Source organism: Streptomyces sp. NBC_00094 (genome assembly GCF_026343125.1).
In the GTDB taxonomy this organism is placed as follows: Bacteria; Actinomycetota; Actinomycetes; order Streptomycetales; family Streptomycetaceae; genus Streptomyces.
In genome coordinates, this window is the sequence record NZ_JAPEMB010000001.1 from 5,453,021 (window position 1) to 5,477,393 (window position 24,373).

Annotated in this window: 22 protein-coding genes and 1 pseudogene; 7 read left to right on the top strand and 16 right to left on the bottom strand. The window is 72.5% G+C overall.

Features of this window, described 5'->3' with window-relative positions:
- The first annotated feature begins 115 nt into the window (after nt 1-115).
- From OG580_RS24380 to OG580_RS24395, 4 genes and pseudogenes are all read left to right on the top strand, one after another.
- A complete protein-coding gene (locus OG580_RS24380; protein ID WP_267045796.1) occupies nt 116-1,327 on the top strand; it encodes an NADP-dependent malic enzyme in 1,212 nt (403 codons plus the stop codon).
- 235 nt (nt 1,328-1,562) lie between these two features.
- Nucleotides 1,563-2,528, top strand: coding sequence for a zinc-binding dehydrogenase (locus tag OG580_RS24385; protein WP_267045797.1), 966 nt, complete (start codon nt 1,563-1,565; stop codon nt 2,526-2,528).
- 121 nt (nt 2,529-2,649) lie between these two features.
- Nucleotides 2,650-3,180, top strand: a pseudogene (locus OG580_RS24390) (cellulase family glycosylhydrolase); the annotation flags it as partial.
- A gap of 305 nt (nt 3,181-3,485) precedes the next feature.
- Complete coding sequence (locus tag OG580_RS24395) at nt 3,486-3,917, top strand: hypothetical protein (protein ID WP_323182601.1); 432 nt, start codon at nt 3,486-3,488, stop codon at nt 3,915-3,917.
- 18 nt (nt 3,918-3,935) lie between these two features.
- Here OG580_RS24395 and OG580_RS24400 read toward each other — a convergent pair whose 3' ends face one another.
- Together OG580_RS24400 and OG580_RS24405 are read right to left on the bottom strand one after the other, a co-directional pair.
- Complete coding sequence (locus OG580_RS24400) at nt 3,936-4,949, bottom strand: helix-turn-helix transcriptional regulator (protein WP_267045798.1); 1,014 nt, start codon at nt 4,947-4,949, stop codon at nt 3,936-3,938.
- Between the two features lies 1 nt (nt 4,950).
- Nucleotides 4,951-5,820 carry a DUF4097 family beta strand repeat-containing protein gene (locus OG580_RS24405; RefSeq protein ID WP_267045799.1) on the bottom strand — a complete coding sequence of 290 codons (870 nt, stop codon included), beginning with the start codon at nt 5,818-5,820 and terminating at the stop codon, nt 4,951-4,953.
- A 148-nt stretch (nt 5,821-5,968) separates the two neighbouring features.
- Here OG580_RS24405 and OG580_RS24410 point away from each other — a divergent pair, with 148 nt between their 5' ends.
- Nucleotides 5,969-6,784 carry a hypothetical protein gene (locus OG580_RS24410; RefSeq protein WP_267045800.1) on the top strand — a complete coding sequence of 272 codons (816 nt, stop codon included), beginning with the start codon at nt 5,969-5,971 and terminating at the stop codon, nt 6,782-6,784.
- A 222-nt stretch (nt 6,785-7,006) separates the two neighbouring features.
- On the opposite strand, the gene OG580_RS24415 is transcribed toward OG580_RS24410, so the two are convergent.
- The 7 genes from OG580_RS24415 to OG580_RS24445 all read right to left on the bottom strand — a co-directional run bounded on the left by OG580_RS24415 (nt 7,007) and on the right by OG580_RS24445 (nt 17,210).
- Complete coding sequence (locus OG580_RS24415; protein ID WP_024761804.1) at nt 7,007-7,192, bottom strand: DUF6104 family protein; 186 nt, start codon at nt 7,190-7,192, stop codon at nt 7,007-7,009.
- A gap of 103 nt (nt 7,193-7,295) precedes the next feature.
- A complete protein-coding gene (locus OG580_RS24420; protein ID WP_267045801.1) occupies nt 7,296-11,114 on the bottom strand; it encodes a multifunctional oxoglutarate decarboxylase/oxoglutarate dehydrogenase thiamine pyrophosphate-binding subunit/dihydrolipoyllysine-residue succinyltransferase subunit in 3,819 nt (1,272 codons plus the stop codon).
- A gap of 290 nt (nt 11,115-11,404) precedes the next feature.
- Entirely contained in the window at nt 11,405-12,457 is a 1,053-nt protein-coding gene (locus OG580_RS24425; protein WP_267048110.1) for a HAMP domain-containing sensor histidine kinase, read from the bottom strand.
- Between the two features lie 86 nt (nt 12,458-12,543).
- Complete coding sequence (locus tag OG580_RS24430; protein ID WP_267045802.1) at nt 12,544-13,281, bottom strand: response regulator transcription factor; 738 nt, start codon at nt 13,279-13,281, stop codon at nt 12,544-12,546.
- Between the two features lie 85 nt (nt 13,282-13,366).
- On the bottom strand, nt 13,367-14,035 hold the full coding sequence (locus OG580_RS24435; protein WP_267045803.1) for a spermidine synthase: 669 nt from the start codon (nt 14,033-14,035) through the stop codon (nt 13,367-13,369).
- A gap of 139 nt (nt 14,036-14,174) precedes the next feature.
- The gene (surE, locus tag OG580_RS24440; RefSeq protein WP_267045804.1) at nt 14,175-15,251 is read right to left on the bottom strand and encodes a 5'/3'-nucleotidase SurE; all 1,077 of its coding nucleotides are present in this window, start codon (nt 15,249-15,251) and stop codon (nt 14,175-14,177) included.
- 213 nt (nt 15,252-15,464) lie between these two features.
- A complete protein-coding gene (locus OG580_RS24445; protein ID WP_267045805.1) occupies nt 15,465-17,210 on the bottom strand; it encodes a glycoside hydrolase family 3 protein in 1,746 nt (581 codons plus the stop codon).
- 180 nt (nt 17,211-17,390) lie between these two features.
- On the opposite strand from OG580_RS24445, the gene OG580_RS24450 reads away from it, so the two are divergent.
- Nucleotides 17,391-18,032, top strand: a complete 642-nt coding sequence (locus OG580_RS24450; RefSeq protein ID WP_267045806.1) for a TetR/AcrR family transcriptional regulator — start codon at nt 17,391-17,393, stop codon at nt 18,030-18,032.
- Nucleotides 18,033-18,126: 94 nt separating this feature from the next.
- Here the strand turns inward: OG580_RS24450 and OG580_RS24455 are convergent, their stop codons facing one another.
- Nucleotides 18,127-18,771, bottom strand: coding sequence for a DUF2867 domain-containing protein (locus OG580_RS24455; protein ID WP_267045807.1), 645 nt, complete (start codon nt 18,769-18,771; stop codon nt 18,127-18,129).
- Between the two features lie 135 nt (nt 18,772-18,906).
- Here OG580_RS24455 and OG580_RS24460 point away from each other — a divergent pair, with 135 nt between their 5' ends.
- Nucleotides 18,907-19,467: a TetR/AcrR family transcriptional regulator gene (locus OG580_RS24460; protein WP_267045808.1), complete on the top strand. Its 561-nt coding sequence runs from the start codon at nt 18,907-18,909 to the stop codon at nt 19,465-19,467.
- 26 nt (nt 19,468-19,493) lie between these two features.
- On the opposite strand, the gene OG580_RS24465 is transcribed toward OG580_RS24460, so the two are convergent.
- From OG580_RS24465 to OG580_RS24490, 6 genes are read right to left on the bottom strand one after another with little or no spacing between them, the layout of a single operon-like run.
- Entirely contained in the window at nt 19,494-20,108 is a 615-nt protein-coding gene (locus tag OG580_RS24465) for a hypothetical protein (RefSeq protein WP_267045809.1), read from the bottom strand.
- On the bottom strand, nt 20,105-21,430 hold the full coding sequence (locus OG580_RS24470; protein WP_267045810.1) for a hypothetical protein: 1,326 nt from the start codon (nt 21,428-21,430) through the stop codon (nt 20,105-20,107). The genes OG580_RS24465 and OG580_RS24470 overlap by 4 nt, the downstream gene beginning before the upstream one ends.
- Entirely contained in the window at nt 21,427-22,236 is an 810-nt protein-coding gene (locus tag OG580_RS24475) for an ABC transporter ATP-binding protein (protein ID WP_267045811.1), read from the bottom strand. The genes OG580_RS24470 and OG580_RS24475 overlap by 4 nt, the downstream gene beginning before the upstream one ends.
- Nucleotides 22,233-23,111: a zf-HC2 domain-containing protein gene (locus tag OG580_RS24480; protein WP_267045812.1), complete on the bottom strand. Its 879-nt coding sequence runs from the start codon at nt 23,109-23,111 to the stop codon at nt 22,233-22,235. The genes OG580_RS24475 and OG580_RS24480 overlap by 4 nt, the downstream gene beginning before the upstream one ends.
- Nucleotides 23,108-23,722, bottom strand: coding sequence for an RNA polymerase sigma factor (locus tag OG580_RS24485; protein ID WP_267045813.1), 615 nt, complete (start codon nt 23,720-23,722; stop codon nt 23,108-23,110). Before OG580_RS24485 ends, OG580_RS24480 begins: the two co-directional genes overlap by 4 nt.
- A gap of 56 nt (nt 23,723-23,778) precedes the next feature.
- Nucleotides 23,779-24,330: a hypothetical protein gene (locus tag OG580_RS24490; RefSeq protein WP_267045814.1), complete on the bottom strand. Its 552-nt coding sequence runs from the start codon at nt 24,328-24,330 to the stop codon at nt 23,779-23,781.
- Between the last annotated feature and the right edge of the window lie 43 nt (nt 24,331-24,373).

Consider the following 24,373-nt stretch of genomic DNA (forward strand, 5'->3'; position numbering starts at 1 on the left):
GCGCGTTGTGCGGCGCGCCCGAGCGGCTGCCAGACAAGGCGGCCGCGGTGCCTCCCACCCCTCCTCAACCAGGAGTGGCCACCCTCAAATGAAACAGACTTAAGGGGTCAACCCAATGGCAGCGGAGATCGTCAATCCTCGCAATGACAGCGGTACGGAAGGAGCTCCGGAGGAGCCCTTCGACGCTGTCTTCGCCCTCCACCGGGGCGGCAAGATGGCCGTGCAGGCCACCGTTCCCCTCCGGGACAAGGACGACCTGTCCCTCGCGTACACGCCCGGCGTCGCCAAGGTGTGCACCGCGATCGCCGAGCGGCCCGAGCTGGTCAACGACTACACCTGGAAGTCCCAGGTCGTGGCCGTCGTGACCGACGGTACGGCAGTGCTCGGCCTCGGCGACATCGGCCCGGAGGCCTCCCTCCCGGTCATGGAGGGGAAGGCCATCCTCTTCAAGCAGTTCGGCGGCGTGGACGCGGTCCCGATCGCCCTCGCCACCACCGACGCCGACGAGATCGTCGAGACGGTCGTCCGGCTCGCCCCGTCCTTCGGCGGAGTGAACCTGGAGGACATCTCGGCGCCGCGGTGCTTCGAGATCGAGCGGAAGCTCCAGGAGCGCCTCGACATCCCGGTCTTCCACGACGACCAGCACGGCACCGCGATCGTCACCCTCGCGGCGCTGCGCAACGCGGCGAAGCTGACCGACCGGACGCTGGGCGACCTGCGCGCGGTCATCTCCGGCGCCGGTGCGGCCGGTGTCGCGATCGCCAAGTTCCTGCTGGAGGCCGGCCTCGGTGACGTCGCCGTCGCCGACCGCAAGGGCATCGTCAGCCGTGACCGCGAGGACCTCACCGAGGTCAAGCGCGAGCTCGCCGAGATCACCAACAAGGCGGGCCTGTCCGGCTCCCTGGAGAGCGCCCTGGCCGGCGCGGACGTCTTCATCGGCGTCTCCGGCGGTACGGTCCCCGAGGAGGCCGTCGCCTCCATGGCCCCGAACGCCTTCGTGTTCGCCATGGCCAACCCGAACCCCGAGGTCCACCCCGACATCGCGCACAAGTACGCGGCCGTCGTGGCGACCGGGCGTTCGGACTACCCGAACCAGATCAACAACGTCCTCGCGTTCCCCGGCATCTTCGCCGGCGCGCTCCAGGTCCGGGCCTCCCGGATCACCGAGGGCATGAAGATCGCCGCGGCGAACGCGCTCGCGGACGTGGTCGGCGACAAGCTCGCCGCCGACTACGTGATCCCGTCGCCGTTCGACGAGCGGGTCGCCCCGGCCGTCACGGCCGCTGTGGCCGCCGCCGCCCGTGCGGAGGGCGTCGCGCGCCGCTGAGCTCGTACCTGAGCCGCTGAGAGGGCCCCGTTCCGGTCACCGGGACGGGGCCCTTTCGTATGCCGGATCCCCGTCGGCCGGGGTGTCCCCGGCGCGTACGAGGACCCGTGACGACGTCGTCCCCGCCCTGTGACGGCGCGACCATGGGGTATTCGGCCGGGCGGGTCCCGCGGAGGCATGTGTCACACGTGTGCGTGGTTCCGCCATGCACACGTCGGACCCTAGGGTCGAGGCCATGTTCGCTGCCTACGCTGCCCGAATCGACCGCGACCAGCCCCTGAACGGGCTCGAATTGGGCGAACGCCCCGAGCCCGAGGTCCGGCCCGGCTGGACCACCGTCACCGTCAAGGCCGCCTCGCTCAACCACCACGACCTGTGGTCGCTGCGCGGGGTCGGACTGCCCGAGGGGAGGCTGCCGATGATCCTCGGCTGCGACGCCGCCGGCATCGACGAGGACGGCAACGAGGTCGTCCTGCACTCCGTGATCGGACAGACCGGCCACGGCGTCGGGCCGGACGAGCCCCGCTCCATCCTCACCGAGCGGTACCAGGGCACCTTCGCCGAGCGCGTCACCGTGCCCCGCTGGAACGTGCTGCCCAAGCCGAAGGAGCTTTCCTTCGAGGAGGCCGCCTGTCTGCCCACCGCCTGGCTCACCGCGTACCGGATGCTCTTCACCAACGCCGGTGTACGGCCCGGGGACTCGGTGCTCGTGCAGGGCGCGGGCGGCGGCGTGGCCACCGCCGCGATCGCCCTCGGCAAGGCGGCGGGCCTGCGGGTCTTCGCCACCAGCCGCGACGAGGCCAAGCGCAAGCGCGCCGTCGAACTCGGAGCCGTCGAGGCGTACGAGCCGGGGGCACGGCTCCCGCAGCGCGTGGACGCGGTCATCGAGACCGTCGGCGCCGCGACCTGGTCGCACTCGGTCAAGTCGCTGCGCCCGGGCGGGACCCTGGTCATCTCGGGCGCCACGAGCGGCGACCGGCCCGCGCACGCCGAGCTGACCCGGATCTTCTTCCTGGAGCTGAAGGTCGTCGGCTCGACGATGGGCTCCAAGGACGAGCTGGAGGACCTGCTGTCCTTCTGCGCGGCGACGGGCGTCCGGCCGGTCATCGACGAGGTCCTGCCGCTGGACCGGGCGCGGGAGGGCTTCGAGAAGATGGCCTCCGGCGAACTCTTCGGAAAGATCGTCCTCACGACCTCTTGATGACTCGCCAGTCATGCTGATGGGATCTCCGGCACGCAAAACATGAACATCTCTCACTTCCTCGTGCCGGAGGTCTTCCTTGTTGCGAACCACCCTTGTGGCGAGTGCCGTCGTCGCCGCGCTGATCACCCCGACGACCGCCCATGCCGAGACCGGGCGCGTGGGCGGTGACGGCATACCCGCCCTCACCGACGCGTACGGCCGTACCCTCACCCTGCGCGGCTGGAACCTCGCGGACAAGGCGAACAGCGGCGACGCGGCCCTCTCCGCGATCACCGAGAAGCACATCCGCGACATGCGTGCCAAGGGGTTCAACTTCGCCCGCCTCCTCGTCTTCTGGGACGACCTGGAGCCCCGGCCCGGCCAGTACAGCCAGACCTATCTGCGCACGATCGAACGGATCCTGGGCTGGGCCGAGAAGCACGACGTCAAGGTGCTCCTCGACGCCCACCAGGACGTCTTCGGACCGGCCTTCGGCCATCGGGGCATCCCTGAGTGGGCGACCAGGACCGACGGCCTGCCCTTCACCCCGCACCCCGACGACTGGTTCTCCGAGTACTTCGAGCCGGCCGTCCAGCGCGCCTTCACCCACCTGTACGAGGACGAGGACCTCCAGCGCGCCCAGGCCGGCACGTGGCGGGTGCTCGCCAACCGCTGACGCTTTGTGCGTTCGGAGCGTTGCGCACTGCTACCGTTTGGGGGTCGTCGACGATAGCCAAGTTGGCGACTTCAGGGAGGTCGTTGACCTGCCCGGCGGTCGGGAGGATCGTCGTCTGGACGGACGCAAGCGCCGTCAAACCCTTCGGAGCGATCCAGAAGGGAGTCTCACGCTCTCGGGCGGGAGAGAGCTCCAAGCCCCGCACTTCTACAACTCTGGTTGGGGGCGGGCGCCGATGACGATCCAGCCACCGACTGGGTCGAGGTGCACGAGGTGGCGGTGAGCCTGCGCCTGTACAGGTGCAGGCCTCCAGCGGGGAGTGGGGCCCGCTCAACAACTCCCTGCCGAACATGAACCGCTTCTACCGCGAGGCGATGTCCTCCCTCGGCCGCTACAGCTCGGGCTGGGAGTGGTGCTACGGCGGCGGGTACTGCGCGGTGGACGGCACCGGGGCCTTCCGTACGAACAAGGAGCTGACCGCCGAGCCGTACGCGGAGGCGGTCGCGGGCACGGTCCGCTCCACGGCCTACGACCCGGCGACGGGGGTCTACCGCCTGTCGTACGACTCCGCGGGGCGCCGCGGCCCGCGCGTCACCGAGCTCTCGCTCCCGCCCGGCGACTGGCGGGTGACGGCCCGGGGCGGGGCGCTCGTGCTCCGCAAGGACCGGGGGAGGGCCTGGATCCTCGCGGCCCCGGGCGCCCGGGTGACGGTCACCGCCACCCGGGGCTGACCCCGGCCCGTCCCGCGCTCAGCTCGTGCGTCGGGGGTGCAGCAGCCCCGTGATCCGGACCGCCGCCGTCGACAGATGGCGGCGGGTCTCGGTCAGCTGCTCCTGGCTCACCCCGTGGTCCCGGGCCGCGTCCCGGATCTCGTCCCGGAAGCGGTCGAGCAGCCGGTCGAGATCGCGGCCCGGATCGCCCGAACCTCCCGTGTCGTACGCCCACTCCGGCGACCACCCGGCCTCGTCGGCGACACCGGACACCTCGGCTTTCCCGGTGGCTCCTGTAGCTCCTGTAGCTCCGGTGGTTCCGGTCGCGCCCGTCGCCTCGGCCGTGCTGGCCATGCCGGCCGCGTCAGTCGTGTCAGTCGCTTCGGCCGACGTGGCCGACGCCTTCGGGTGGGTCGTGCCCGCCACCAGGCCGCCGAGCTGGGCGGTGATGTCCGAGAGGCCCTCCCAGACCCCCTTGGGCCACTCGCCCCGCGCGAACCGGTCCTGGACCTCCTCCTGGACCTGCTGGGCGATCCGCTGGAACTCCTTCGCCTGGTGGCGCGCCGACTGGGCCTCCGCCTTGGCCTGGCGGGCCTGTTCCTTCCACTCCTGCTTGGCCCGGCGCAGCTCCTCCTTGGCGTCGGCGAACGACGAGGCCTCCGCCGCCCGGGTCCGGCCCGCCGCCGCGCGCATCTCGTTGCGCACCCGGCCGGCCGCGCCACGCACGTCATCGCGGATCTCCGCCGCCAGCTCCGAGACCGAGTCGCGGATCTCCCGCTCGAGGTCGGTCAGCTCGGCCCCGCGCCCGGCGAGTTCGGCGCGGCCCGCGTCCGTGATCGAGTAGACCTTCCGGCCTCCCTCGCTGGCGTGGGTGACGAGGCCCTCGGCCTCCAGCTTGGCCAGTCTCGGGTAGACCGTGCCGGCCGAGGGGGCGTAGAGCCCCTGGAAGCGCTCCTCCAGGAGCCTGATCACCTCGTAGCCGTGGCGGGGGGCCTCGTCGAGCAGCTTGAGGAGGTAGAGGCGGAGGCGGCCATGGGCGAAGACGGGCGGCATCTCAGAGCACCTTTCCGGTCGCGGCGGGGGAGGGGGTGGACCCGGCGTCCTCGTCCGCCTCGGGGCGGCGGAGCAGGGCGATGGAGCCGGAGACGGTGGTCGCCTTGAGCGTGCCCCGGCCGGAGCCGAGCGTGCCGGTGATGGACTTGGTGCCCCACTGGCCGTCCACCCGCAGGTCCGAGAAGGCGTTCGACAGGGCACCGCTCGTGGTGCTCGCCTGGACCTGGGCGTCGGCCGGGTGCGGCAGCCGGATGGCGACCTCGCCGGAGACACTGCTGAGCCGGATGTCGGCCGGCGGTCCGTCGAGCTCGGCCGGGTCGAGGTCGATGACCATGTCACCGCTGACGGTGTCGGCCTTCACCGAGCCGCCCGCGCCCTCGATCACGGTGACGGCGCCGGTCACGGAGGTGATCCGCAGCGCGCCGGTCACGGACTGGGCCTCCAGGTTCCCCGAGACGCTCTCGGCGCGGACCGGACCCGAGAGCCCCACGAGGGTCGTGTCGCCGGTGACGCCACGCACCTCCGTACGCCCTCTGATGCCGGAGACGACCGCCTCGGCGCCGACCGCGCCCACCTCGACGTCGACGCCGGCGGGGACGGCGACGGAGACGACGGCCCTGCGTCGGTGCCCCTTGCGGTCGAGCCACTTGAGGAGGCTCTTCCAGTGCAGGTCCTCGTAGGTCACGGTCAGGGTGGAGCCGTCCTGCGTCACGATCAGCGGCGGACCCTCGATCTCCGAGATCTCGACACGGGTGGAACTCTCGTCCGTCCCCACCACGTTCACCGTGCCGTTGACGATGCGGACCTGCAGGCGCGTCACAGGATCGGCGGGCGCCAGTTTCGTCGGCTCGGTGACGGACCACTCTGTCATGGTGCTGACCTCCCGTTTCGGCAACGCAACATATCGCGACTCTCGATAGACACGATATATCGCGGAAAGGGGAAGTCAACCCTGACTCTTCCCCGATACGTAGGGGGCAATCACCGCCGTACACGGACAAATTGGCTAGCGTGGGGCCATGAACGCGACAACCGGATCGAGCCCCTCAGGGGCGCTGCTGCTCTGCCGTGCCGAGCCCCCGACGGTCAGGCCGCCGGCCCAGCTGCTGCGGGAACAGCTGCTCCTCGCTCCCGCGGGCGACGACTGGAGCGTGCTCGTACCGGAGGGGAAGCCCTGGCTCCACGGCGGGGAACCCGTCGAACAGGTCGTCACCGGCTGGGCCACCGCCCTCGCCGTCTCCGCGGCGACCTGGCCCGTCCTCGCGCTCTGGTGGGACCGCGACCGGGCCGGGATCACGCTCGCCGCGGGCTTCCGCCGTACCGTCGGCTACACCTGGCTCGCGGACGGCACCCCCGTCGGCGAGGACGAGGCCATGCGGACCTTCGCCGCCCGGCTCTCCCTCGACCCCGTCCTGGACGTCCAGGCCCTGGAACCGCTCACCGAGCCCGACCCGGGCGCCGACGCCCACAGCCGGCTCGTCGGCGTCGTCGCGGTCCTCGCCCGCACCGGCCTCGCCCTGCCGACCGGCCTCACCCCCGGCGACAGCGCAGACCGGCTCCGTTCCGTGGCCCTGGCCCAGGGCGCCGAGGAACTCGCATGGCCCGGCTGGCTCGACGCCGTACGCGCCGAGCTGGACGTGATGGAGGAGGGGCCCCTCGGCCCGTACCTGCGCGGCCCCAAGGCGCGCGCACTGGGCGGGGCGCAACTCGCGGTGGGTCTGCCGCTGCTGATCTGGGGCATCGGCCGGCGCAGCGGCGGCTGGGCGACGGCGGGGGCCCTGCTCGTCGCGCACGGCGGGTTCGGACTCGCCTACGACCGGCTGCGGGACCGCTGACGCACGGCGGGTTCGGGACTCTCGTACGACTGGCTGCGGGACCGCTGACGCACGGCGGGTTCGGGACTCTCGTACGACTGGCTGCGGGACCGCTGACGCACGGCGGGGCCGCTGACCGCACCGCCGGGATCGCCGCCCCCACGGCGGGTGCCGCGATTCGCGCCACCGGGATCGGCCGACCCCCAGGGCCGGGCCCACCGGCCCCGCAGCCGGGACCGCGTCCTACTCGTCGTCGTCCTCGTCGTCGTCCAGACGGGCCAGCCAGGTCGCGAGGCGCTCTACCGGCACCTCGAAGTCGGGGTTGAGATCGACGAAGGTCCGCAGCTGCTCGGCGAGCCACTCGAAGGTGACTTCCTCCTCGCCGCGCCGCTTCTCCAGTTCCTCGATGCCACGGTCGGTGAAGTACATGCGATCAGGATAGGCGGTGCCCCGGAGGCCCACGGAACGCCGGAGGCCCGGCACCCCCGAGGGGGTGCCGGGCCTCCGTACGTGGAACTCACGCAGGACGAGATCAGGCGTCGAAGACCTCGTTGACCAGCTGCTGCTGCTCCGCCTGGTGGCGCTTGGCCGAGCCGACCGCCGGGGAGGAGGAGTGCGGACGCGAGATCCGGCGCAGGCGCTCGCCCGCCGGGATGTCCGCACCGACCGCCAGGTCCAGGTGGTCGATCAGGTTGAGCGCGATGAACGGCCACGCACCCTGGTTCGCCGGCTCCTCCTGCGCCCAGATGTACTTCGCGGCGTTCGGGTACTTGGCGATCTCGGCCTGGAGCTCGGCACCCGGCAGCGGGTACAGGCGCTCCAGACGGATGATCGCGGTCTCCGTGTCGCCCCGCTTCTGACGCTCGGCCTCCAGGTCGTAGTAGACCTTGCCGGCGCAGAAGACGACCTTGCGGACGTCCGCCGCGTTGCCGGCTCCGGAGGAGATGAGCGTGTCGCCGATCACCGGGCGGAAGCCGCCGGTGGTGAACTCCTCCACCTTCGACGCCGCGGCCTTCAGGCGCAGCATCGACTTCGGGGTGAAGACGATGAGCGGCTTGTGGTGCGGGTTGTGCACCTGCCAGCGCAGCAGGTGGAAGTAGTTCGACGGCAGCGTCGGCATCGCGATCGTCATGTTGTCCTGGGCGCACATCTGGAGGAAGCGCTCCGGGCGCGCGGACGAGTGGTCCGGGCCCTGGCCCTCGTAGCCGTGCGGCAGGAGCAGCGTGACGCCGGAGGTCTGGCCCCACTTCTGCTCGGCCGAGGAGATGAACTCGTCGACGACGGTCTGCGCGCCGTTGACGAAGTCACCGAACTGGGCCTCCCAGACGACCAGTGCCTCGGGGCGGGCCAGCGAGTAGCCGTACTCGAAGCCCATCGCCGCGTACTCGCTGAGCAGCGAGTCGTAGACGTTGTAGTGGGCCTGGTCCTCGGCCAGGTAGAGCAGCGGGGTGAAGTCCTCGCCGGTCTCCTGGTCCACCAGGACCGCGTGGCGCTGGCCGAACGTGCCGCGGCGGGAGTCCTGGCCCGAGAGGCGGACCGGGGTGCCCTCCATCAGCAGGGAGCCGATGGCGAGGGTCTCGCCGAAGCCCCAGTCGATGGTGCCGTCGTCGATGGAGGCGGCGCGGCGCTGCATCTGCGGCATCAGTCGCGGGTGGACCGTGATCCGCTCCGGGACGTTGACCTGCGACTCGGCGATCCGCTTCACGACCTCGGCGGAGACCGCGGTGGTGACGGAGACCGGGAACTCGGCGCGGGCGTCCGGGACGTGCGCCGGGGTCGGGGCCGCGGTGGCCTCGCGGACCTCCGCGAACACCTTCTCCAGCTGGCCCTGGAAGTCCTGGAGCGCCTGCTCCGCCTCTTCGAGGGTGATGTCGCCGCGACCGATGAGCGACTCGGTGTACAGCTTGCGCACCGAGCGCTTCTTGTCGATCAGGTTGTACATCTGCGGGTTGGTGAACTGCGGGTTGTCGCCCTCGTTGTGACCGCGGCGGCGGTAGCAGATGAGGTCGATCACGACGTCCTTGTTGAACGTCTGGCGGAACTCGAAGGCCAGCCGCGCGACGCGGACCACGGCCTCCGGGTCGTCGCCGTTCACGTGGAAGATCGGCGCCTCGATCATGCGGGCCACGTCGGTCGCGTACATGGAGGAACGCGAGGACTCCGGGGCGGCGGTGAAGCCGACCTGGTTGTTGATGACGATGTGGACCGTGCCGCCGGTGCGGTAGCCGCGCAGCTGGGACATGTTCAGCGTCTCGGCCACGACGCCCTGGCCGGCGAAGGCCGCGTCACCGTGGAGGGCGACCGGCAGGACCGTGAAGTCCGTGCCGCCCTTGTTGATGACGTCCTGCTTGGCGCGGACGATGCCTTCCAGGACCGGGTCGACCGCCTCCAGGTGCGAGGGGTTGGCGGCCAGGGAGACCGTGATCTCCTCGCCGTCGAGACCGGTGAAGGTGCCCTGGGCGCCCAGGTGGTACTTGACGTCGCCGGAGCCGTGCATCGACTTCGGGTCGAGGTTGCCCTCGAACTCGCGGAAGATCTGCGCGTACGACTTGCCGACGATGTTCGCGAGGACGTTCAGGCGGCCGCGGTGGGCCATGCCGATGACGACCTCGTCGAGGCGCGACTCGGCGGCCGAGTCGATGACCGCGTCGAGCAGCGGGATGACGGACTCGCCGCCCTCCAGGGAGAAGCGCTTCTGGCCGACGTACTTCGTCTGCAGGAAGGTCTCGAAGGCCTCCGCCGCGTTCAGCCGGCGCAGGATCCGCAGCTGCTCCTCGCGCTCCACACGGGCGTGCGGGCGCTCGACGCGGTCCTGGATCCACTTGCGCTGCTTCGGGTCCTGGATGTGCATGAACTCGACGCCGGTGGTGCGGCAGTACGAGTCGCGCAGGACGCCGAGGATGTCGCGGAGCTTCATCATCGACTTGCCGGCGAAGCCACCGACCGCGAACTCCCGCTCCAGGTCCCACAGGGTGAGGCCGTGCTCGGTGATGTCCAGGTCGGGGTGCTTGCGCTGCTTGTACTCCAGCGGGTCGGTGTCGGCCATGACGTGGCCGCGGACCCGGTAGGAGTGGATGAGCTCGAAGACGCGCGCGGCCTTGGTGACGTCGTCGTCGTGCGACGCGTCGATGTCCTTGAGCCAGCGGACCGGCTCGTAGGGGATGCGCAGGGCCTTGAAGATGTCGTCGTAGAAGCCCTCCTCGCCGAGGAGGTAGTTCGCGACGACGCGCAGGAACTCGCCGGAGGCGGCGCCCTGGATGACGCGGTGGTCGTACGTCGAGGTCAGGGTCATGACCTTCGAGATGCCCAGCTTGTTCAGGGTGTCCTGGGAGGTGCCCTGGAACTCGGCCGGGTAGTCCATCGAGCCGACGCCCATGATGACCGACTGTCCGGGCATCAGACGCGGCACGGAGTGGACGGTGCCGAGGCCGCCGGGGTTGGTCAGGGAGACCGTGACGCCGGAGAAGTCGTCCATCGTCAGCTTGCCCACGCGGGCCCGCTTGACGATGTCCTCGTACGCCTGCCAGAACTCGAAGAAGTTGAGCGTCTCGGCCTTCTTGATGCCCGCGACGACGAGCTGGCGGTCGCCGTTGGGCTTCACCAGGTCGATCGCGAGACCGAAGTTCACGTGCTCCGGCTTGACCAGGGTCGGCTTGCCGTCCTTCTCCGCGAAGGAGTGGTTCATCGACGGCATGGCCTTGATCGCCTGCACCATCGCGTAGCCGATGAGGTGCGTGAAGGAGATCTTCCCGCCCCGGGCGCGCTTCAGGTGGTTGTTGATCACGATCCGGTTGTCGAAGAGCAGCTTCACCGGGACGGCGCGGACGGACGTGGCCGTCGGCACCTCCAGCGAGGCGTTCATGTTCTTCGCGACCGCGGCGGCGGGGCCGCGCAGCGTGATCAGCTCGGGACCGGCGGGAGCCACCGTGGCCTCCTTGGCCTTGACCGGGGCGGGAGCGGCTGCGGGCTTCGCGGCGACCGGGGCGGCGGGAGCCGCGACCGGCGTGACCGGGGCCGGAGCCGGAGCAGCGGCGGGAGCCGGAGCCGGAGCGGGCACGGAGGCCTGAGCGGCCGCCGGAGCGGCAGGCGCGGCCTGTGCGGGGCCCGTCTGCGGCACGGCCGGCGCGCTCGGAGTGGTGGGGGCCGGGGCGGTCGGGGTGTCCGACGCTCCCGGCTTGTAGTCGGCGAAGAAGTCCCACCAGGCACGATCGACCGAATTCGGGTCCTGGAGGTACTGCTGGTAGATCTCGTCGACGAGCCACTCATTGGCACCGAAGGCGGTGGCAGGGTTCTGACCCTGCCCGTCTTGGTCGGTCGGGGAGCTCGGGGTACTGGGGGACTGAGACGACACGGCGGCAACCGCCCTCTTCCGCTTCACAAGGTGATGGACAGCGGAAATAAAGGCTACGCCTGTCCGGCCGGGAGGTGCAGGCCGGGCACTCCAACGTCGCGCAAGTCACACTTGACGAGGTGTTTCGGAGCTGTGAATGGCGGGAAACAACCGTGGTTCCGTACGTGTGAGGGTACGGAAAAGCGCGGGCGCGGCCCTCTTCGACCGCATCCCTGATCGCACCCCGTTCACGTGCGCGCAGGTCCCGCCCACGTACACGCAGAACGTGCTCTTCCGGTTCGAACCCTACGTCAATCTCTCGGCGGAAGGCTGCCCGGAAGAGTGACTCTGATGCGGCAGCCGCGTGATGATTCGGCCACGCCGATCCCGCCACCGTGCAGATCCACCGCCCAGCGGGCGATCGCGAGCCCGAGCCCCGTGCCGCCGTCGCTGCCCGGACCCTGCCGGTGCGGCGTCGTGCCCCGGTTGAACCGCTCGAAGACCTTGTGCCGCTCCGACTCCGGGATGCCGGGACCCTCGTCCTCGACCTCCAGCTCCAGCGCGCCGGGGTACGGGCCGCGCCGGGCCCGGACCGTGACCCGGCCGTGCGGCGGCGAGTGCTTCACCGCGTTGTCGATCAGATTGGCCATCACCTGATGGAGCCGCTCCGCGTCGGCGTTCGCGACCAGCTCGGGCGGCGACACGTCCAGGTGCAGATGGACGTCCGTACGGTTGTGCAGCCCCGAGGTGGAGAAGAGACCGCGCTGGGACGCGGCGAGGTTCGCCTCCCGCAGCACCCCCGACAGGTACGGCCAGACCTCGAAACGGCTTGCCTTCAGCGTGACGACACCGTTGTCAAGACGTGACAGGTCCAGCAGCGTCTCCACCAGCCGGCCGAGCCGCTCCGTCTGTTTCAGCGCCGAGCGCATCGTCTCCGGATCGGCCTCCGACACCCCGTCCACGACGTTCTCCAGGACGGCCCGGAGCGCGGCGATCGGGGTGCGGAGCTCGTGCGAGACGTTGGCGACCAGCTCCTTGCGGTGCCGGTCGACGGCCTCCAGGTCGTCCGCCATGCGGTTGATCGTCGCGGCGAGACCGCCCAGCTCGTCCCGCCGGTCCGCGCCCCGCACCCGGCGGCTGAAGTCGCCGCGCGAGATCGCCCCGGCCACCGTGGTCATCTCGTCGAGCGGAGCCGTCAGGGACTGGGCCACGAACTGGGTGATCAGCAGGGTCGCGATCATCGCGAAGATCGTGATGTACCGGAACTCCGTGGAGGTGCGGATCGCCACCAGCGCGAGGCACGAGGTCAGCAGGACCGCGCCGACGACCAGGGCGCCCAGCTTGGTCTTGACCGAGATGACGATCCGGCGCCGGCCGCGGGACCCGGTGGTGCCGGCGGTCCCGGTGGTCCCACCGGTCCCGGTGTCCTTGGTGCGCCTCCCCGGCCGGTTCACGGCGCCGGGGTCTCCAGCGCGTACCCCACACCGTGCACCGTACGGATCCGCTCGGCCCCGATCTTCCGGCGCAGCGCCTTGATGTGGCTGTCCACGGTCCGGGTGCCGGAGGCGTCCGCCCAGTCCCACACCTCGGCGAGGAGCTGCTCGCGCGAGAGGACCGCCCGCGGGGTGCCCGCCAGGCAGACCAGCAGGTCGAACTCGGTCGGGGTCAGGTGCACGTCCTCGGAGCGCACCCGGACCCGGCGCTGCGCGTGGTCGATCTCCAGCTCGCCCAGGCGCAGGATCCCGCTGCGCGGGGTGACCGCCGCCAGCGCGGCCCGCTCGACCCGGCGCAGCAGGACGTGCACCCGGGCGGCGAGCTCGCGCATCGAGAACGGCTTGGTCATGTAGTCGTCCGCGCCGACGCCGAGCCCGACCAGCATGTCGGTCTCGTCGTCCCGGGCGGTGAGCATGAGGACCGGGACCGGGCGCCGGGCCTGGACCCGGCGGCACACCTCCAGGCCGTCGAAGCCGGGAAGCATCACGTCGAGGACCATCAGGTCCGGTTGCCAGGTCTCGGCGGCGTCGACGGCCGCGGGGCCGTCCGTCGCGGTCTGTACGACGAAGCCCTCGGCGCGCAGCCGGGCGGAGATCGCCTCCACGATCGTGGCGTCGTCCTCGACGACGAGCACCCGCCGCTGGGCCCCGGGAGTGGCCGCCGCACCGTGGTGAGTGGTGTGTGTCTGGTCCATTGCCCCGCCTCGCGTCGCTGATGTCGGTGCAGCAGCCTAGAGGTACGGGCAGCGTCCCGGCTATCCAGGAGTTGTCCGAGAGCCGTCAGGGACGTACGGCGAGGTGGACCACGTCGGGGACGCCCCGGGCAACGGGGATCTCTTCGGTCCGTACCCCGCTGAATCCGGCATTCCGCAACGAGGCTTCGAAATCGGCCGAGGGCCGCGCGGACCAGACGGCGAGGACGCCGCCGGGGTTGAGCCGGGCCGCGCAGGCCGCCAACCCCTCTGCCGCGTACAGGCTTTCGTTGTCCTCGGTGACCGTCCAGTCCGGTCCGTTGTCGATGTCGAGACAGAGGGCGTCGTACGTGTCGGAGGAGGTGTGGAGGTAGGCCACCAGGTCCGTGTGCAGGATCACGGTCCTCGGATCGGCCAGCGCGCTCCCGGAGATCGCGGAGAGCGGGCCCTCCCGGTGCCAGTCGATGATCGCCCCCTCCCGCTCCGCGACGGCGATCCGGCCCCAGCGCGGGTCGGCCGCGGCGTGCGCGAGGGAGAAGCCGACCCCGAGGCCGCCGACGAGGACGGAGGCGCCGGAGCGGGTCTCCTCGGGCAGGGCGCCCAGGGCCGCGTCGACGAGCAGCCGCTCGGAGCGCCCGTCCGAGGTGTCCATCAGGAAGGTCCCGTTGGCGATGATCTCGAAGTGCTCGGCGCGGCGGCGCAGCACCACTTCTCCGTACGGTCCTTCACGGCGGTCGAGGGTCACGGGGGAGGACATCGTCGCTGTATCCGCTCTCGTCTCGGCAGTCGGTCCCGGCCATCCTCGTGGGGCGGGGACGGCCGGGGTAAACACCCGACGGAGTCGAGGGGTTACTCGGTGCAGCGGTAGGGGTGCCGTGGGAACGCACGGCGCCGGGTCACGGGCGCGGGGCCTCGTGCTTCACGAACCACTCGATCCGGTTCAGCTCGCGGCGGGCGTCGACCGGCGTGCCGTACGTACGGTCCCAGGTGACGGGAGCGATCGTGACGTGGCCCTTGTCGAGCAGCCAGGTGGAGTCGGCGTCCTTCCGGCCCTCGGCGCACTCGCCCTCGCCGCTGCCGTCCACGGGGCAGAGACCGAGGGCGATGTCGAAGGAGTCACCGGTCCCGCGCTGCTCGAAGGCGTGGTAGACGATCGCGCCGTCGCCGACACGGGTCCAGACCGGGGCCTTCGCCGGGACACCGGTGCTGACGTCGGGGTAGTCGACCTTGAGGGCGAACTTCGCGGTCAGCAGCCCGCGCTGCGTGAGGCCGGCGACGAGGCGGGCGCCGAACTCGGCGTGGGCGCGGTAGTTGACGCGCGGGAAGGAGGTGTTGGTGGCGTCGCCGGAGGAGGAGAAGGCGACGGCCGGGACCTCCTGGTCGATGGCGGCGACGGCGGCACCGACGGTGCCGGAGTCGTTGACGCTCGCGGAGATGTTGGGGCCGGAGTTGATGCCGGTGAGGACGAGGTCGGGGGCCTCGGTCCAGCCGGCCTTGGCTCTGAGGCCGCCGCGCAGGGCGAGCTTGACGGTGTCGGCGGGGGTGGCGCTCGGGGAGTCCTTGACGCAGGGGCCGTCGGAGAGGCAGACGCCGTAGACCGCGCCCTGCGCGGGGGCGCCGGCGCAGTCGTTCTCGTATCCGGCGGGCAGGGCGGTGCGGCGCTGGGCGGTGACGACGCCGCCGTTGGTGACGGCGGTGCCCTTGCCGGACTGGACCTGCCAGGGGGCCATGACGACGACGTCGGCGCCGGCGGCGCACATCGCGCGGCGGAGCTCGTACAGGCCGAGCCCGTCGGAGTTGCTCGCCTTCGCGGCCTGCATCGAGTCGTCGTTGGAGATCAGGATCCGCATGCCGGCGAGCGGTCGGGAGGAGGCGGAGGGGGCGGAGGTGGTGTCCGCGGTGGTGGCGTAGGCGGTGGCGCCCAGGCTGAGGAGCATGGCGGCGGCTGCGGACAGCGCGAGGTACTTACGCATGGAGAACCCTTCAGGTGCATGACATGCGGGCAGGGAGAGATCCGGGGCCCGGCCCCCCACGGGCAGGCCCCGGATCGTGCGCGGGGTCGTTCAGGTACCCCGCGGTCCATGGGTGTTCCGGCGGGTGTCCCGCCGGGTGATCCGGCCTGGAGCCGGGTGGGTCCGGCGGCTGTTCCGCCGGGTCCCCCGGCCCGAAGCCGGGGATTCCCGGGCCTACGGCTCCAGGCCGTGGCCGTGCGCGAACACCGGGTCCACCGTGTCGTTCGGCACGTCCGGGCGGGCCGCCTCCACCGCCGCCATCGAGCGCGGCAGCTCGAAGGGCAGCCGCCCCCCGGCCTTCGCGCGCCCGAAGGCCACGTCGAGCAGGGCGTCGTCGCTCGCGCCGAAGTCGGCGATCAGGGCCGCCGCGTGCTCGGCGATCTCCGGCAGGACCGCCGGTCGCTCCAGGTTGACGCAGACGACCGTCGGGACGGTGGCGAGCAGGTCCAGGATCCGGGTCAGCTCGGGCTCCGCGAAGGCGAGGGAGCCGGAGTGGAAGAAGGCCTCGAAGCGGTTCGGCCGCTCCTCGTACGGGGTGCGCAGCCGCAGCACCGCGAGGTCGGCCTCGGCCGGGTCGGCGACGACCTCGCCGTACGCCGCCGCGACCGCCGGGTCGACGTTCTCCACGTACAGCTTCGGCCGTCCGGACAGGGGGAGCGGGCCGTCGGTGAGGACGGTGAGGGAGCGGCGCTGGGCGGCGGCGCCGGCGGCCGTGAAGTCGGCGCGGCCGACGGTCTCCGCGGCCTCGTCGGGGTCGACGTACCGGCGCTCGTCGAAGAGTCCGAGGAGGAACTTCTCGCGCAGCAGACGGCGTACGGACACGTCGACGCGGGCCTCGGAGATCCGGCCCGAGGCCATCAGCTCCACGATCACCGCGGGGCACTGCTCTCCGCCGAACTGGTCCACGCCGGCGTCCAGCGCCTTCGCCGTCCGCTCGGCCACGCTCAGGTGCTCGACGCCCCAGGCCCGCGCCTCGTGCGTCTCGCCGAAGATGTCCGCGTCCGTGAGCAGGCCCCAGTCGGTGCAGACGATGCCGGTGAAGCCGAGCTCCTCGCGGAGCAGCCCCGTGATGACGCCCTTGTTGAACCCGAAGCCGACCTCTTCCCAGTCCGTGCCGATCGGCTGGCCGTAGTACGGCATCATCTGCGAGCAGCCGGCGGCGATCGCGTGCCGGAACGGCTCCAGGTGGTGGTCGCGCATGCCGCCCGGGTAGACCTGCTCCTTGCCGTGCGGGAAGTGCGGGTCCTCGCCGTCCTTCTGCGGGCCGCCGCCGGGGAAGTGCTTGACCATCGCGGCCACCGAGTCCTTGCCGAGGCTTTCGCCCTGGAGGCCGCGGACGTACGCCTCCACCAGCTCGCCCGTCAGCTTCGCGTCGGAGCCGAAGGTGCCGGACTGGCGGGACCAGCGGGGCTCGGTCGCGAGGTCGATCTGCGGGTGGAGCGCCGTACGGAAGCCGACGGAGAGGTACTCGCGGCGGACGGTGTCGGCGAAGGCGAAGACCAGCTCGGGGTCGCCGATCGCGGCGAGGCCGAGCGCCTCCGGCCAGGCGGAGAAGGCGCCGGAGTTGAAGGAGGCGCCGATGTTGTCGGTGAAGGCGTGGCGGGGGTCGGTGGAGAGTGAGACCGGGATGCCGAGGCGGGTGGCCGCGGCCATCTCCTGGATCGCGTTGTGCCAGAGCGCCATCTCGCGGGCGCCGTAGGTGCCGAGGAGGTTGAAGTGGGTGAGCTGCCGGTCCTCGATGAGCTCCGGGGTGGTGAACGGCAGCATCGAGCCGTCCGTCTCGGTCACCGGGGTGCCGTCGGGGTTCATCATCAGCATGGAGTGGAAGAGCTGGCCGGCCTTCTCCTCCGGGGTCATCCGGGCGAGGAGGTCCTCCACGCGCTCGTCTACGGGGCGGGTGGCGTCCTGGTAGGGGTGCATGTCAGGGCTCCTGGGTTGCCGGGTACTCCGTCGTTCACGGGACGACAGCGGTGTCGGCCTTCGACGGCGTCAGGCTAAGCGTGAAAACCGAGTGACCACTAGGTTTCTGGAATGTGACCTGGATCACGCGCAGAAAGTCCCTCTCCGGGGGCGGAATCGGCCCCGGTTAGGGTGGGGCGCATGCCGGAGAAGAAGGACCCGAAGCCCCGCACATCCGCAGGCCGGGGCAGTTACGCGGTCGGGGACGCGCGCCGCCGGAAGATCCTGGACACCGCCGTCGACCACTTCGGGCGCTGGGGCTTCCATGCCTCCTCGCTCGCCCGGATCGCCAACGACTGCGGGATCACGCAGGGCGGCCTGCTGCACCACTTCCGCAGCAAGGAGGACCTGCTCCTGTCGGTCCTCGGGCAGAGCGAACAGCACGACGTGGAGCGCCTGTTCAGCAGTGAGCCCGCGTCGTTCTCGGCCTATCTGGAGACCCTCGTCGCCCTGATCGAGGAGAACACCCGGCGCCCCGGCATCGTCCGGATGTACAACGTCCTGGTGGGTGAGTCCGGAAACGTCGGCCACCCCGCCCACCAGTACTTCAAGGAGCGCTACGCGCGCGTGCTCCAGCACACGGTCGACCTCCTGGAGGAGGCGGTGAGGCGCGGCGAGCTGCGCGCCGACATCGACTGCCGGGCCGTCGGCCAGGAGCACATCGCCGTCATGGACGGTCTGCAGATCCAGTGGGCCCTCGACCCGGAGTCGATGGACATGCCCGCGCGCGTCCGGTCCTTCCTGGAGCGGCAGTACGCGGAGATCGCGGCGCCGCGCGGCTGACGGGGCCGGCTCGCGCGGTTGACGCGACGGGTCCCGCGTGACCGGCCGGACGGGTCCCGCGCGGCCGGCTGGCTGACGGGTGGGGACTCCTCCGTCAGGCGGCCGCCTTCCCCGCCTCTCCGGCCTTCCCTGGCTTCCCCGCCTCCCCTGACTTCCCCGCCTCCCACTCGCGGCCGATCGCGCCCAGCAGCTTCGGGTACACGCCCAGATACCGGAAGGGCTTGATCCCGGCCATGTAGACCGCGCCGAGCAGGCCGTTGGGCTTCACCAGGACGGCCATCCGGGCGCGGTGGCGGCCCGGGGCGCCGGGGGCGGGGTCCGGGACCCAGGCGATGTGCATCACCGCGTGCACGGTCCGGTTGGCGCTCTCCGCCACCCACTCGTCGCGCGTCTGGTAGACGGACGTGAACGGCACCGCCTGCAGATCGGGCCCACGTGTCCCCGCGCACAGGTCCTCGGGCAGCCGTTCCCGGAGGGAGCCCACGCGCCCGTCGAGGCCGGCGTCGGCCTTGTCCCAGCCGAGTAGCGCCCCCAGCTTCCAGCGGATCGCGAAGAGCGTGCGGACCACGGGGGCGGAGAGCGCGGTTCCGTCGCTGTTCGTGAACTGTCGTACCAGGCGGTCGAGTTCCTCCGGGCCGCCCGTGACGGGCAGCTCCCACACGTCCTCGACCTGGAAGTCCCGGGCGACCTCGTGGATCCGCCATGGGCGGGAGGTGTGCGCGGTGCGGGGAAGTCTCATGGTCGTACCCCTGTTCCTCCGTCTGTCCCACCGTCTGGCCCACGTCTATACGGTGGCGTATAGATCAAGCGTAGACCCGTCTGTACGGGACCGTATAGTCGGGTCGGGAAGTGGCGAGGTGAGGAGGGACACACCATGGGCGCGATCCGTACACCACGGGGCCGGTGGATCGAGGAGGGCCTCCGCGCGCTCGCCGAGGGCGGTCCGGAGGCCGTACGGATCGAACCGCTGGCTCAGGCCCTCGGGGTCAGCAAGGGCGGCTTCTACGGGTACTTCGCCAACCGCGACGCCCTGCTCGCCGAGATGCTCGACACCTGGGAGCGCGAGGTCTCCGAAGCCGTCATCGAGCGGATCGAGAGCGGCGGGGGCGAGGGCCGCGCCAAACTCGGCCGGCTCTTCGACTTCGTCCAGGACGTCGCCGAAGGCCCGGTGACCGGCCTCGCCGTCGACCTCGCCGTCCGCGACTGGGCCCGGCGCGACGAGGCCGTCGCCGCACGCCTCCGCCGCACCGACAACCGGCGCATGGAGTACCTGCGGTCGCTCTTCCGGGACTTCTGCGCCGACGAGGACGACGTCGAAGTCCGCTGCCTGCTCGTCTTCTCGCTGCGCGTGGCCGACCACTTCATCGCGGTCGACCACGGCGGGCGCACGCGGGCGGAGATGGCGGAACTGACGAGGGACTGGCTGCTCAGATAGGCGCGGCGGCGCTCTCGCGCCGCGGCTCAGGCCTCGCCGGACACATGCCGGGCGCCCCGCCAGGCGTACAGGGCCGTACCGGCCGCGAGGCAGAGGGCGGCGACCGCCCAGGCCCCGTCCTCCGGGCCGGGTCGTGTCGCCCAGCCCCACCAGACCGCGCCGCCGCCCGCGTCCGAGGGGGCCGCGAGATAGACGACGCCCACGTAGAAGGTGGGCGGCAGCCAGCTCAGCCGGGCCCCGACGAGGGTGGCGGCAGCCGCCGTCACGCCCACCAGGCCCAGGGTGTTGCGCACGGCGGCGGGCGCGCCGAACGCCTCCGCGTGGCCCGGCACCGCGAGGGCCAGCAGGGCCACGGCGAGCGCGGTCGGGGCGAGGAGATGGGCGAGGCGCCGGGGCCACCAGGGTCGTACCGCCGTACGGTCCAGCTCGTCGCTCGGCGTGTGCAGACTGGTGCCGATCGCGCCCGCCGCCAGCAGGGGGCCGAGGATGACGACCGGCAGCCGTGCCGTGTGGTCGAAGTCCGGCAGCGACACCAGCCACCGGGCCGCCCAGGCGGCGGCCGCCGCCGTGCCGAGCAGGGCGGCCAGCGCGCCGGGCAGGCCGCGGGAGCGCAGGTAGAGCCTCCGGGCAGACGGTTTCACGGGATCGGCACCTCGTCCGGGTGGCAGGTGTTCGCGGCCAGGAAACGGGTGAGGTAATCGCGCTGCTCGGCCGGTGACTTGGCTTGCAGCCGGTCGATATAGGGCTGTGCCGCCGTGGTGTCGGGGCCGTAGTCGTCCGGTGTCGGCGCCAGCCACTCGATGACGGCGAGCTGGACGGTGCTCGCCCGCTCGGCGTTCGGGCCCAGGCCGTCGCCGGGTCGGCAGGAGTCCGAGAACAGCCAGTTCACGGCCGAGTTCAGATAGAGATCGGGGCGCGTCAGCCGGTTGCGCACCGCGTCCTGCCGGGCGCTGGGCAGCTCGACGTCGCCGGGGAGGGCCGGTCCGCTCCCGCCGCCCACCCAGCGGACCGGGGCGCCGGGCACCCCTTCGAGGTGGGCGCTCAGAGGGGCGAGCGCCGCCGACACCTCGGGCAGCAGCCCCTCGTCCACGGCCGTCAGACACACCTGCGGAGTGCCCTCGTCGCAGACCTGCCGCGCCAGGGCCGGGTCCGGGCGCCACGGGCCCTCATCCGCCGGCAGCCGCAGGATCAGCGCGGCGGCGCCGACCGCGACCGCCAGCGGGATCAGGGCGAGCGGCCGGAGGCGGGCCGTGCGCAGCCCGTACGCGAGGAGTGCGGCGAGCGCGAGCCCCGCCGTCCACGCCATCGCCACCGGCCCGTACCACCAGACCGGCCGGTCCCAGAAGAACTGGTGCTCGCCGGCCGGACCGAGCCAGCGCACGGGGCCTTCCCGGTACGCGGCGAGGCCCAGCGCGACGTACCCGACGATCCCCAGGAGCGGGGCCGCCAACCTCCAGCGGACCACCCGGCCGACGAGATGGCCGAGCGTGCCGAGGGCGGCGACGGCGACTGCGTCGGCGGCGAGGAGTTCGAGGAAGGGGCGCCCGGCGGAGACGTACGGCCAGGTGGCGAGGGCGCAGACGGCGTCGGCGAGGAGCAGTCCGGCGGCGGGCCAGAGCGCGGACGGGGCGACCGCGACCAGGAGGCGGCGCAGCGGGGAACGGGAGACGGAATCCCACAGCTCCGTCGTCCCGCGCCGCCGGTCCCGGCCGCCCTGCCAGCAGCCGGCGGCGAGCGCGAGCGGGCCGCAGAGCAGACCGGCGACGACGTGCAGCAGGTTCGTCGCGTCGGCCCAGCGCCCCTGCCAGCCGAGCCCCTTGCCGTACATCGTGACCAGGACGGTGAGGAGGACGGCGGCGCCGGTCCACGGTCCGAGCCCACGGCGCAGCTCGGTGCGGAGCGGGGACACCGTACGGACGGACGCGGCGGGCTCCGTACGGGGCGGAGCGAGGGTGCCGGTCACCGCAGCGCCTCCTTCGCGCGCGCCGCGCCGGCTCCGGAGCGCTCGCGGTGGGCGCGCAGGGCGGCCGTGTAGCCGCGCTCGATCGCATGGGTCGTCGAGTCGCCGGGATCGGCCGACTCGCCGCCGAGCGCGGCGAGTTCGGCGGTCGTGCCACGGAAGGCGAGCCGTCCCGCCTCGATCAGGGCGACGTCGGTGCAGGCCGCGGCCACGTCCTCCACCAGGTGCGTGGAGACCGCCACCGTCGCCTCCTTGCCGAGCTCCCGCAGCAGCGCGCGGAAGTCCACCCGCTGCTCCGGGTCGAGGCCGGCCGTCGGCTCGTCGAGGAGCAGCAACTCCGGCTCGTTCACGATGGCCTGGGCGATGCCGGCCCGCCGGACCATGCCGCCCGACAGGGTCTTCATCCGGGCGTCGATCCGGTCGGCGAGCCCGACCCGCTCGACGGCCCGCTCCACGGCCGCCGGGGCCCGGTCCGCCGGCACCTCCTTGAGCCAGGCCACGTACGCGACGAACTCCCGGACGGTGAAGGCGGGGTAGTAGCCGAACTCCTGCGGCAGATAGCCGAGCCGGCGCCGGATCCCGGTGCGTTCGCGGGGGCTCGCGGCGTCCTCGCCGAGCAGCTCCACCCGCCCGGAGGCGGGCGCGGCGACGGTCGCCAGGACCCGGATGAGCGAGGTCTTCCCGGCGCCGTTCGGGCCGAGCAGGCCGTGGACGCCGGGGGAGAGGGACAGGTCGAGCGCGTCGAGGGCGACGGTGCGGCGGTGCCGGACGGTCAGTCCGGTCACCGCGACCGTGGCGGGCTTGTTCACCGGGTCTCCAGGTGGTCGAAGGAGCGGCGCCGCAGCACGAGGAGGGCGGCGCAGGCGAGTGCAGCGGCGGCCCAACTCCCTTGTGCCACAGGGCCGGAGAAGTAGCGCACGAGCGCGGCGGCGCTGTCCGGGCCCGCGGTCGGCGGCGCGAGGAGCGGGCCCGTCACGGCGAGCAGCCACCCGCCGGCGAGCGTCGCGGCCGCAGCCCGGCAGCCGACGAACGAGCCGAGGGCGAGGGTCGCCAGGGTCAGCGCGAGCCCCGGCAGCAGCCAGGCGGCCGCCCCCGGGAACCCGGCCACCGGCGGCAGCAGCGCCCCGCCGACGGTCAACAGCGGGACACAGACGGCGAGTACGGCGGCGGTGCGGGTGAGCAGGAGCCGCAGCCCGCCGGAGGGCGTGGCGGCGGTGATCTCGTACAGCGGATCGGCGTGGCGCCCGTACGAGACGGCGACCCCGCCCAGCGGGAGGACCGGGGAGAGCGCGAGCAGCCAGCTCCGGGCGCCGTGGAACCCGGCCCCGTAGGCCAGGCCGAAGGCTCCGCCCAGGACGAGCGCCACGGCCACCACCCAGGACCCGCGCAGGGCGGGCCCGGCGGCCCACCAGAGCCGCGCCCACCGCCCGAGGGGGCTTGCGACGGTGGTCACCGGGGCGGGGTGATGCCCCACGGAGGCCAGGAGCTCCGCCCGTACGGAGGCGAGGGCCGGGCCCGCCGCGCCGGCGCGGACGGCGGCCGAGACGCGGCCCGCGCAGGGCGAGCAGGACTCGACGTGCTTCTCCAGGGACCAGGCGTCCGTCTCGGGAGCGGCGCCCTCCGCGTACCGGAGCGCCAGCGCATCGGTGACGTGCCAGTCGGCGGCGGGTCGGGGGGACGTCATGCGGTGCCTCCCAGGGGATACGGGCCGCCGGCGCCGAGGGCGGCGCGCAGTTCGCGGCGGGCGCGCAGGGCGCGGGTCTTGACCGTGCCCTCGGGTATGCCGAGGAGCCGGGCGGTCTCGCGGGTCGTCAGCCCGTCGACGACGGTCGCCCGCAGGACCTCGGCCAGCTCGGGCGAGATCCGGTCGAGGGCGGCGCCCACCTCCCCGTACTCCAGGCCCGCGAGCACGCGTTCCTCGGCGGAGGGCGCGGGGGCGGCGGGTTCTGGGGGTGCGGCGGCGGCCCGTTCGGTGCGTTCGGCGCGGGCCCGGGCGCGCTGGGCGTCCACGAGCCGCCGGGCGGCTATCACCCAGAGCCAGCCCCCGGCCTCGCCCCGGCCGCGGTGGCCGCCGGCCGAGCGCCAGACCGTGACGAAGGTGTCCTGGAGGACCTCCCGTACGGTCTCCTCGTCCGGGCAGCGCCGGGTGAGCCGGGCGTGCAGCCAGCCCGCGTGCCGGTCGTAGAGGACGGCGAGCGCCTCGGAGTCCCCCCGGGCGACCGCGCGCAGCAGCGCCGCGTCGTCGTCCTCGTCTCCCCCAGTGGGGCCTGCCCCTGAGGGGCGCAACAGTCTCACGCCCTCTCTATCGCGTGCGGACCCCGGTTCGGTTCACGGCGGGTCCGACGCCCGGTTCAGGGGCTCGTCGGCGGGCCGCCCTCCGGGAGGGCGGCGAAGACGCGCTGGAGGGCGGGCGGGCGTTCGCCGTCGCCCGCGACGACGAGGCGGTGGCGGTACGTGACGAAGTACTGGAACCCGTCGGCGATCGGGCTGCCGGTGGGCCGCTCCGGGACCCTCGCGAACGCCGGGTCCTCCAGCGCGGCGCGCAGCTCGGCGACCTCCGCGGGGGTCTGCTGCCCGGTACGGGGCGGCTTCGTGCCGGAGCGGCTGGTCCAGCTGCCGTCGTAGTGGACGACGAGCTGGTTGCGTACCCCGGCGAGGCCGCCGTTGACGACGACCTCGACGAGGACCTCGCCGGGCTGGGGCTCCTGGGAGGGGGCGGTGGCCGTCGGATCCGCCGCGCCGCTCGGTGCGCTTGCCGTCGGGGGTTCGGGGGGCACGCTCACGCCCGGTGCCGGGCCGCCCGGCGCGGGCGGCACCTCGGGCCCGCAGGCGCTCGCGCCACCGACCAGGACCGCCGCAAGCAGCAGGGTCCCGCACCACTTGCCCCGTACGCCTCGCACCATGGATCGAGCATGCCTCGTACGGGGTCCCCCGCGCAGCCGGACG

Coding starts and splice junctions, on each gene's coding strand:
- OG580_RS24380 (WP_267045796.1), top strand. CDS start 116: ATGGCAGCGGAGATCGTCAATCCTCGCAATGACAGCGGTACGGAAGGA.
- OG580_RS24385 (WP_267045797.1), top strand. CDS start 1,563: ATGTTCGCTGCCTACGCTGCCCGAATCGACCGCGACCAGCCCCTGAAC.
- OG580_RS24400 (WP_267045798.1), bottom strand. CDS start 4,949: ATGCCGCCCGTCTTCGCCCATGGCCGCCTCCGCCTCTACCTCCTCAAG.
- OG580_RS24405 (WP_267045799.1), bottom strand. CDS start 5,820: ATGACAGAGTGGTCCGTCACCGAGCCGACGAAACTGGCGCCCGCCGAT.
- OG580_RS24410 (WP_267045800.1), top strand. CDS start 5,969: ATGAACGCGACAACCGGATCGAGCCCCTCAGGGGCGCTGCTGCTCTGC.
- OG580_RS24415 (WP_024761804.1), bottom strand. CDS start 7,192: ATGTACTTCACCGACCGTGGCATCGAGGAACTGGAGAAGCGGCGCGGC.
- OG580_RS24430 (WP_267045802.1), bottom strand. CDS start 13,281: ATGGACCAGACACACACCACTCACCACGGTGCGGCGGCCACTCCCGGG.
- OG580_RS24435 (WP_267045803.1), bottom strand. CDS start 14,035: ATGTCCTCCCCCGTGACCCTCGACCGCCGTGAAGGACCGTACGGAGAA.
- surE (WP_267045804.1), bottom strand. CDS start 15,251: ATGCGTAAGTACCTCGCGCTGTCCGCAGCCGCCGCCATGCTCCTCAGC.
- OG580_RS24445 (WP_267045805.1), bottom strand. CDS start 17,210: ATGCACCCCTACCAGGACGCCACCCGCCCCGTAGACGAGCGCGTGGAG.
- OG580_RS24450 (WP_267045806.1), top strand. CDS start 17,391: ATGCCGGAGAAGAAGGACCCGAAGCCCCGCACATCCGCAGGCCGGGGC.
- OG580_RS24455 (WP_267045807.1), bottom strand. CDS start 18,771: ATGAGACTTCCCCGCACCGCGCACACCTCCCGCCCATGGCGGATCCAC.
- OG580_RS24460 (WP_267045808.1), top strand. CDS start 18,907: ATGGGCGCGATCCGTACACCACGGGGCCGGTGGATCGAGGAGGGCCTC.
- OG580_RS24480 (WP_267045812.1), bottom strand. CDS start 23,111: ATGACGTCCCCCCGACCCGCCGCCGACTGGCACGTCACCGATGCGCTG.
- OG580_RS24490 (WP_267045814.1), bottom strand. CDS start 24,330: ATGGTGCGAGGCGTACGGGGCAAGTGGTGCGGGACCCTGCTGCTTGCG.